Here is a 5,199-nt window from a genome sequence, read left to right as displayed (position 1 = left end):
CCCTAGGATGCCCCTCCCCGCCCCCGAACCGGATCCGCCAGCCCATGGGACCCCTCGACGGCATCACCGTGATCGACTTCTCGACCCTGCTGCCCGGGCCGCTCGCCACCCTGATCCTGGCCGAGGCCGGCGCCACGGTGCTGAAGATCGAGCGCCCGGGCACCGGCGAGGACATGCGCTCCTACCCGCCGGCCTTCGGCCGCGACGGCGGCGCCAATTTCGCCCTCCTCAACCGCGGCAAGCGCTCGATCGCCATCGACCTCAAGGCGCCGGGCGCCATCGACCGGCTGCTGCCGCTCGTCGACCGCGCCGACGTCGTCGTCGAGCAGTTCCGGCCGGGCGTCATGGACCGCCTCGGGCTCGGCTGGGACCGCCTGTCGCAGCGCAACCCGCGCCTCGTCTACTGCTCCATCACCGGCTACGGCCAGGCGGGACCGAAGTCGCAGATCGCCGGCCACGACCTCAACTACATGGCCGAGACCGGGCTGCTCGCCCTCGCCGCCGGCCCCGACGGCGCCCCGGTCGTGCCGCCGGCGCTGGTCGCCGACATCGCCGGCGGCACCTACCCCGCCGTCATCAACATCCTGCTGGCGCTGACCGAGCGCCAGCGCACCGGCGCCGGGCGGCGGCTCGACATCGCCATGACCGACAATCTCTTCACCTTCATGTACTGGGCGATGGGCGACGGCATCGCCGGCGGCGAATGGCCGCGGCCGGCGGGCGGCCGGGTCACCGGCGGCTGGGCCCGCTACCGCATCTACCGCACCGGCGACGACCGGTTCGTCGCCGCCGCACCGCTGGAGGACCGGTTCTGGTCGATCTTCTGCGACGTCCTCGACCTGCCGGACGCCGCGCGCAACGACCAGGCCGATCCCGAGGGCGCCGCCCGCATCGTCGCCGACCGCATCCGGTCGCGGACCGCGGCCGAGTGGCAGGCCGCCTTCGCCGGCCGCGACTGCTGCTGCGTCGTCGTCAACAGCCTGGAGCAGGCGATGGCCGACCCGCACTTCGTCGGCCGCAGCCTCTTCTCGCGCGGCCTGCTCGACGGGCTGGGCGGCCGCATGCCGGCCCTCAGGACCCCGGTCGTGCCGGAGATGACGGCGACCCCGGCCGAGGCCGGCTATCCGGCGCTGGGCGAGGCGAACGGCCTGCTCGGGGGCTGACCCCGGGCGCGGCTGACCGCGCCGACGAAGGCGCGGACATGGTCGTCGGCCGGCCGCTCGAGGATATCCGCGGGGGTGCCGACCTGGACGACGGCACCGTCGCGCAGGATCGCGATCCGGTCCGCCAGCCGGGCCGCCTCGTCGAGATCGTGGGTCACGAAGAGGATCGTCCGGGAATGCGCCCGCGCGAGGGCGGCGAGTTCGTCCTGGAGCTCGACCCGGGTCAGGGGATCGAGCGCCGAGAAGGGCTCGTCCATGAGCAGGACGGGCGTCCCGACCGCGAGCGCACGGGCGAGCCCGACGCGCTGGCGCATCCCGCCCGACAGGGCCCGGGGCAGCCGGTCCTCGTAGCCGGAGAGGCCGACCCGGCCCAGCCAGTCGCGGGTCACGGCCTCGCGCGCCGCCCGCGCCTCGCCGCGGATCTCGAGGCCGTAGGCGGCATTCTCCAGCACCGTGCGATGCGGCAGCAGGCCGAAATGCTGGAAGACCATGGCGACCCGGCCGCGGCGGAACGCCTCCAGGCCGCGGCGGTCGAGCCCGGCGACGTCGACCCCGTCGACGCGAATGCGCCCCTCCGTCGGCTCGACCAGGCGGTTGACGTGGCGGATCAGCGTCGACTTGCCGGACCCCGACAGCCCCATGACGGCGAAGAACTCGCCCGCGCCGACCGACAGCGAGACGTCCGCCAGCGCCAGCACATGGCCGCCGGCCAGCAGCTCCGCCTTGCCGGCTCCCGCCCGCCAGGCGGCCAGCGCGCGCCGCGGGCGGGGGCCGAAGATCGTCGTCACCCCCTCGATCTCGATCGCCGGCATCGCGGCTCAGGTGCCGCGGTCCTGAAGGCGCCGCCCCCAGGCCTGGGTGATGCGGTCGAAGGCGACCGCCAGCAGCACGATCCCCAGTCCGCCGACGAATCCCTGCCCCGCGTCGCCCCGCTGCAGGCCGAGCAGCACCGTCTCGCCGACCCCGCGGGCGCCGATCATCGAGGCGATGACGACCATGCCGAGGGCCATCATCACGGTCTGGTTCAGCCCCTGCATGATGGAAGGGAGTGCGAGCGGCAATTCGACCCCCCAGAGGAGCTGGTGCGGGCTCGCTCCGAAGGCGCGCGCCGCCTCGACCGCGGCCGCGTCGACCTGGCGGATGCCGAGATCGGTCAGCCGCACCAGCGGCGGCGTCGCATAGACGACGGTGGCGAGAATCGCCGGGACCTTGCCGAGGCCGAACAGCATCGCCGCCGGGATGAGATAGACGAAGGACGGGATCGTTTGCATGAGGTCGAGCACGGGCGCGAGCACGGCGCGGACCCACCTCTGCCGCGCCGCCAGCACGCCGAGCGGCAGTCCGAGGAGGACGGCAATCGCGACCGACACGAGCACGATCGCCACCGTCTGCATCGCCTGGTCCCAGAGGCCGAGGGCGCCGACGCCCCACAGCACCGCCGCCATCGCCGCCGCCAGCCGCAGGCTCCGGCCCGCCGCCAGCGCCAGGCCCGCGGCCGCGGCGAGGACCACGGGCGCCGGCACCGCGCGCAGGGCCTGTTCGAGACCGACCAGGATCACCAGCAGCGCGTCGGACACCGCCTGGAACCCGTCGCCATAGGCGACGACCAGGTGATCGACGGCGGCGTTGACGGCGCGCCGAAGCGGCCCTGCGAGATCGGGAAACAGGCGCGGTCTCCGCCCGCCCGACCGGTCAGAGCGCGGCCTTGACGCGGGCCGCCACGTCCGCCGGCACCCAGCGCTGCCAGACCTCGGGGTGCGTCTTCAGGAAATGGCGCGCGGCATCCTCGGCCTTGCCGCCACTGTCCTGCATGAACGCCAGCGCCTCGGACACCAGCGCCCCCGTCGTCTCGTAGGCGTCGAGGAAGCGCGCGATGCCGGGTGCCTTGTCGGCGAAGGCGCTGTTGATCCCGACCACGACCTTGACGACGGGGTAGGCGACGGCCCGGGTGACCCTGGTCGGGTCCTTCTCGGCCGTCATCGCGTCCCATGCCGCCTGGTCGAAGGCCGGCTCCTCGAGCATCACGAGATCGCCGCCGATCTTGCCGAGGAGCCAGGTCGGTCCCCAGTAGTAGAAGAGGATCGGCTGCCGGCGCTTGACGGCGCTCTCGGCGGCGGCGGCGAGCGCCGCCCCGGTGCCCGGCCGGAAGTTGGTGAAGTGCGGCGTCAGCCCGTAGGCGTGCAGCTTCTTCTCGTTCACCACTTCGCATTGCCAGCCGGCGACGCAGTTGTAGAAGCGGCCCTTGGACGGCTCTTCGGGATCGCGGAACACCGCCTTGTGCTGCGCCAGGTCGCGGACCGAGCGCAGCCCCTTCGCCGGCGCCGCGTCGCCCTCGACGACATAGCGCGGCACGAACCAGCCCTGCGTCGCGTCGGGGAAGTTGGTCCCGTGCTCGCGCACCTGACCGGCCGCGGCCGCCTTGGTCCAGGCTTCGGGCTGGTTGTTCGACCAGATCTCCATCAGCACCTGGACGTCGCCGCGCGCCAGGCCGTTGATGAGGGGAATGGTCGAGCCCGGGATCTGGTCGACCTTGCAGCCATAGCCCTTGGCGAGGACGAACTGGGCGAGCGCGGTGTGGAAGGCCGCGGAATCCCAGTCGAGCGCACCGAAGACCACCGGCCCGTCGACCTCGCATTTCGCTTCGGCCGCCGTGGCGGCGCCGGCACACGCCAGCGCGGCAATGGCGGCCGCCGCCATCCTGAGGATACTCGTCATGGCTCGTCCTCCCCGAGAGCAGCGCATCGGATACCGGTCGACCCTCCCGTAGGGCCCCCGCCCTGTCAACCATCCCGAGCCGTGGCGCGCAAGCCGCGGCCGCGCCCGTATATAGTCGCCCGTGGCGAATCGGCCCCGGCTGTCCGGCGGGAGGAAGAGGATCGAATGGTGGAGAATGCGGCGACGGCCGGACCGCCGCGGCCGCTGCAGGGCTCGCGGCTCTTCGGAGCCAACTGGATGGCGGGGCAATCGGCGTTCGTGATCCGCCTGGCCGGCGGTTATGCCCCGGCGACGTGGATCGCGACGCTCGATCTGATGCGCCGCATGATGCCGGCCGGGCTGCCCGCCGGCTATGCCGAGCCGGAGCCGGCCACCCTGCCGGACGCGGTCGAGCGGCTGGCCCGGCTCCTCCTCGACTGGTGCGGGCATCCGGTCGCGCCGCTGGAGCGCACCGCGCTCGGCCAGGACACACGCGGGCATGCCGCGATCGCGATGGGCAGCCCGGAGATGACCTCGGCAGCCTGCGTCTTCGCGATGCGCATCCTGTCGCGCGCGGCCGGCATGCCGCCGGCGACCGACGAGTGGGTCGAGCAGATGCGCCAGCGCCTGCTGCAGGCGCAGACCGACGGCGCGCAATGGCTGAAGTCGTCGCGCAAGTTCATCGCCGCCGCCGCCGAGGCGCGCGGCATCCCGTGGCGGGTGTTCACCCCGGCATCACATGTCCTCCTCCTCGGCGAGGGGCGCTACGGGCGCCGGTTCGACGCCTCGGTGACCTGGCGCACCTCGGTCCTGGCAACCTCGATCGCCGGCAACAAGCGCAGCGGCAACCTCACCCTGCGGCGCGCCGGGCTGCCGGCGCCCCTGCAGCTGCGGGTGGCGAGCGCCGCGGAGGTGGAGGCGGCGCTGCCGCGGCTCGGCCTGCCGCTGGTGCTGAAGCCGACGGCGCTGCGCGAGATGCAGGGGATGCGCATCGTCTACCGCGCCGAGGACATCGCCGCCGCCTTCGCCCACTCCAGCAGCTTCGAGCAGCCGATCGTCGCCGAGACCTACATTCCCGGCAACGAGTACCGGGTGCTGGTGCTGGACGGCGAGGTGATCGCCGCCTGCCTGCGCCTGCCGGTGACGGTCACCGGCGACGGCCGCACGACGATCGCCGGGCTCGTCGAGGCGGAGAACCGCGACCCGCGGCGCGGTCCGCTCGACCTCGGCTTTCCGCTGGCGCCGATCCGCATCGAGGCACTGGCGGAGCGCTACCTCGCCGAGTGCGGCCGATCCCCGGCCGACGTGCCGGCGGCCGGCGAGGTCGTGCAGGTCCACCCGC

Annotated in this window: 4 protein-coding genes and 1 pseudogene; 2 read left to right on the top strand and 3 right to left on the bottom strand. The window is 73.5% G+C overall.

The window, feature by feature from the left end; translation table 11 throughout:
* The first annotated feature begins 44 nt into the window (after nucleotides 1-44).
* Nucleotides 45-1,163 carry a CaiB/BaiF CoA transferase family protein gene (locus ACE3Q3_RS22715; RefSeq protein WP_374449863.1) on the top strand — a complete coding sequence of 373 codons (1,119 nt, stop codon included), beginning with the start codon at nucleotides 45-47 and terminating at the stop codon, nucleotides 1,161-1,163.
* On the opposite strand, the gene ACE3Q3_RS22710 is transcribed toward ACE3Q3_RS22715, so the two are convergent.
* From ACE3Q3_RS22710 to ACE3Q3_RS22700, 3 genes are all read right to left on the bottom strand, one after another.
* Nucleotides 1,121-1,975: an ATP-binding cassette domain-containing protein gene (locus ACE3Q3_RS22710; RefSeq protein WP_374449862.1), complete on the bottom strand. Its 855-nt coding sequence runs from the start codon at nucleotides 1,973-1,975 to the stop codon at nucleotides 1,121-1,123. The two genes, ACE3Q3_RS22715 and ACE3Q3_RS22710, sit on opposite strands and share 43 nt — an antisense overlap.
* Nucleotides 1,976-1,981: 6 nt before the next feature.
* Nucleotides 1,982-2,740, bottom strand: a complete 759-nt coding sequence (locus ACE3Q3_RS22705; protein ID WP_374449860.1) for an ABC transporter permease — start codon at nucleotides 2,738-2,740, stop codon at nucleotides 1,982-1,984.
* Nucleotides 2,741-2,855: 115 nt separating this feature from the next.
* A complete protein-coding gene (locus ACE3Q3_RS22700; protein ID WP_374449858.1) occupies nucleotides 2,856-3,878 on the bottom strand; it encodes an ABC transporter substrate-binding protein in 1,023 nt (340 codons plus the stop codon).
* Between the two features lie 165 nt (nucleotides 3,879-4,043).
* Between ACE3Q3_RS22700 and ACE3Q3_RS22695 the strand changes: the two are divergent.
* Nucleotides 4,044-5,199 (top strand): annotated as a pseudogene (locus tag ACE3Q3_RS22695) (hypothetical protein); the annotation flags it as partial.

It is taken from the genome of Allostella sp. (assembly GCF_041913585.1).
In the GTDB taxonomy this organism is placed as follows: Bacteria; Pseudomonadota; Alphaproteobacteria; order ATCC43930; family Allostellaceae; genus Allostella.
This window is presented reverse-complemented; position numbering and strand designations above follow the sequence as displayed.

Coding starts and splice junctions, on each gene's coding strand:
- ACE3Q3_RS22715 (WP_374449863.1), top strand. CDS start 45: ATGGGACCCCTCGACGGCATCACCGTGATCGACTTCTCGACCCTGCTG.
- ACE3Q3_RS22710 (WP_374449862.1), bottom strand. CDS start 1,975: ATGCCGGCGATCGAGATCGAGGGGGTGACGACGATCTTCGGCCCCCGC.
- ACE3Q3_RS22700 (WP_374449858.1), bottom strand. CDS start 3,878: ATGACGAGTATCCTCAGGATGGCGGCGGCCGCCATTGCCGCGCTGGCG.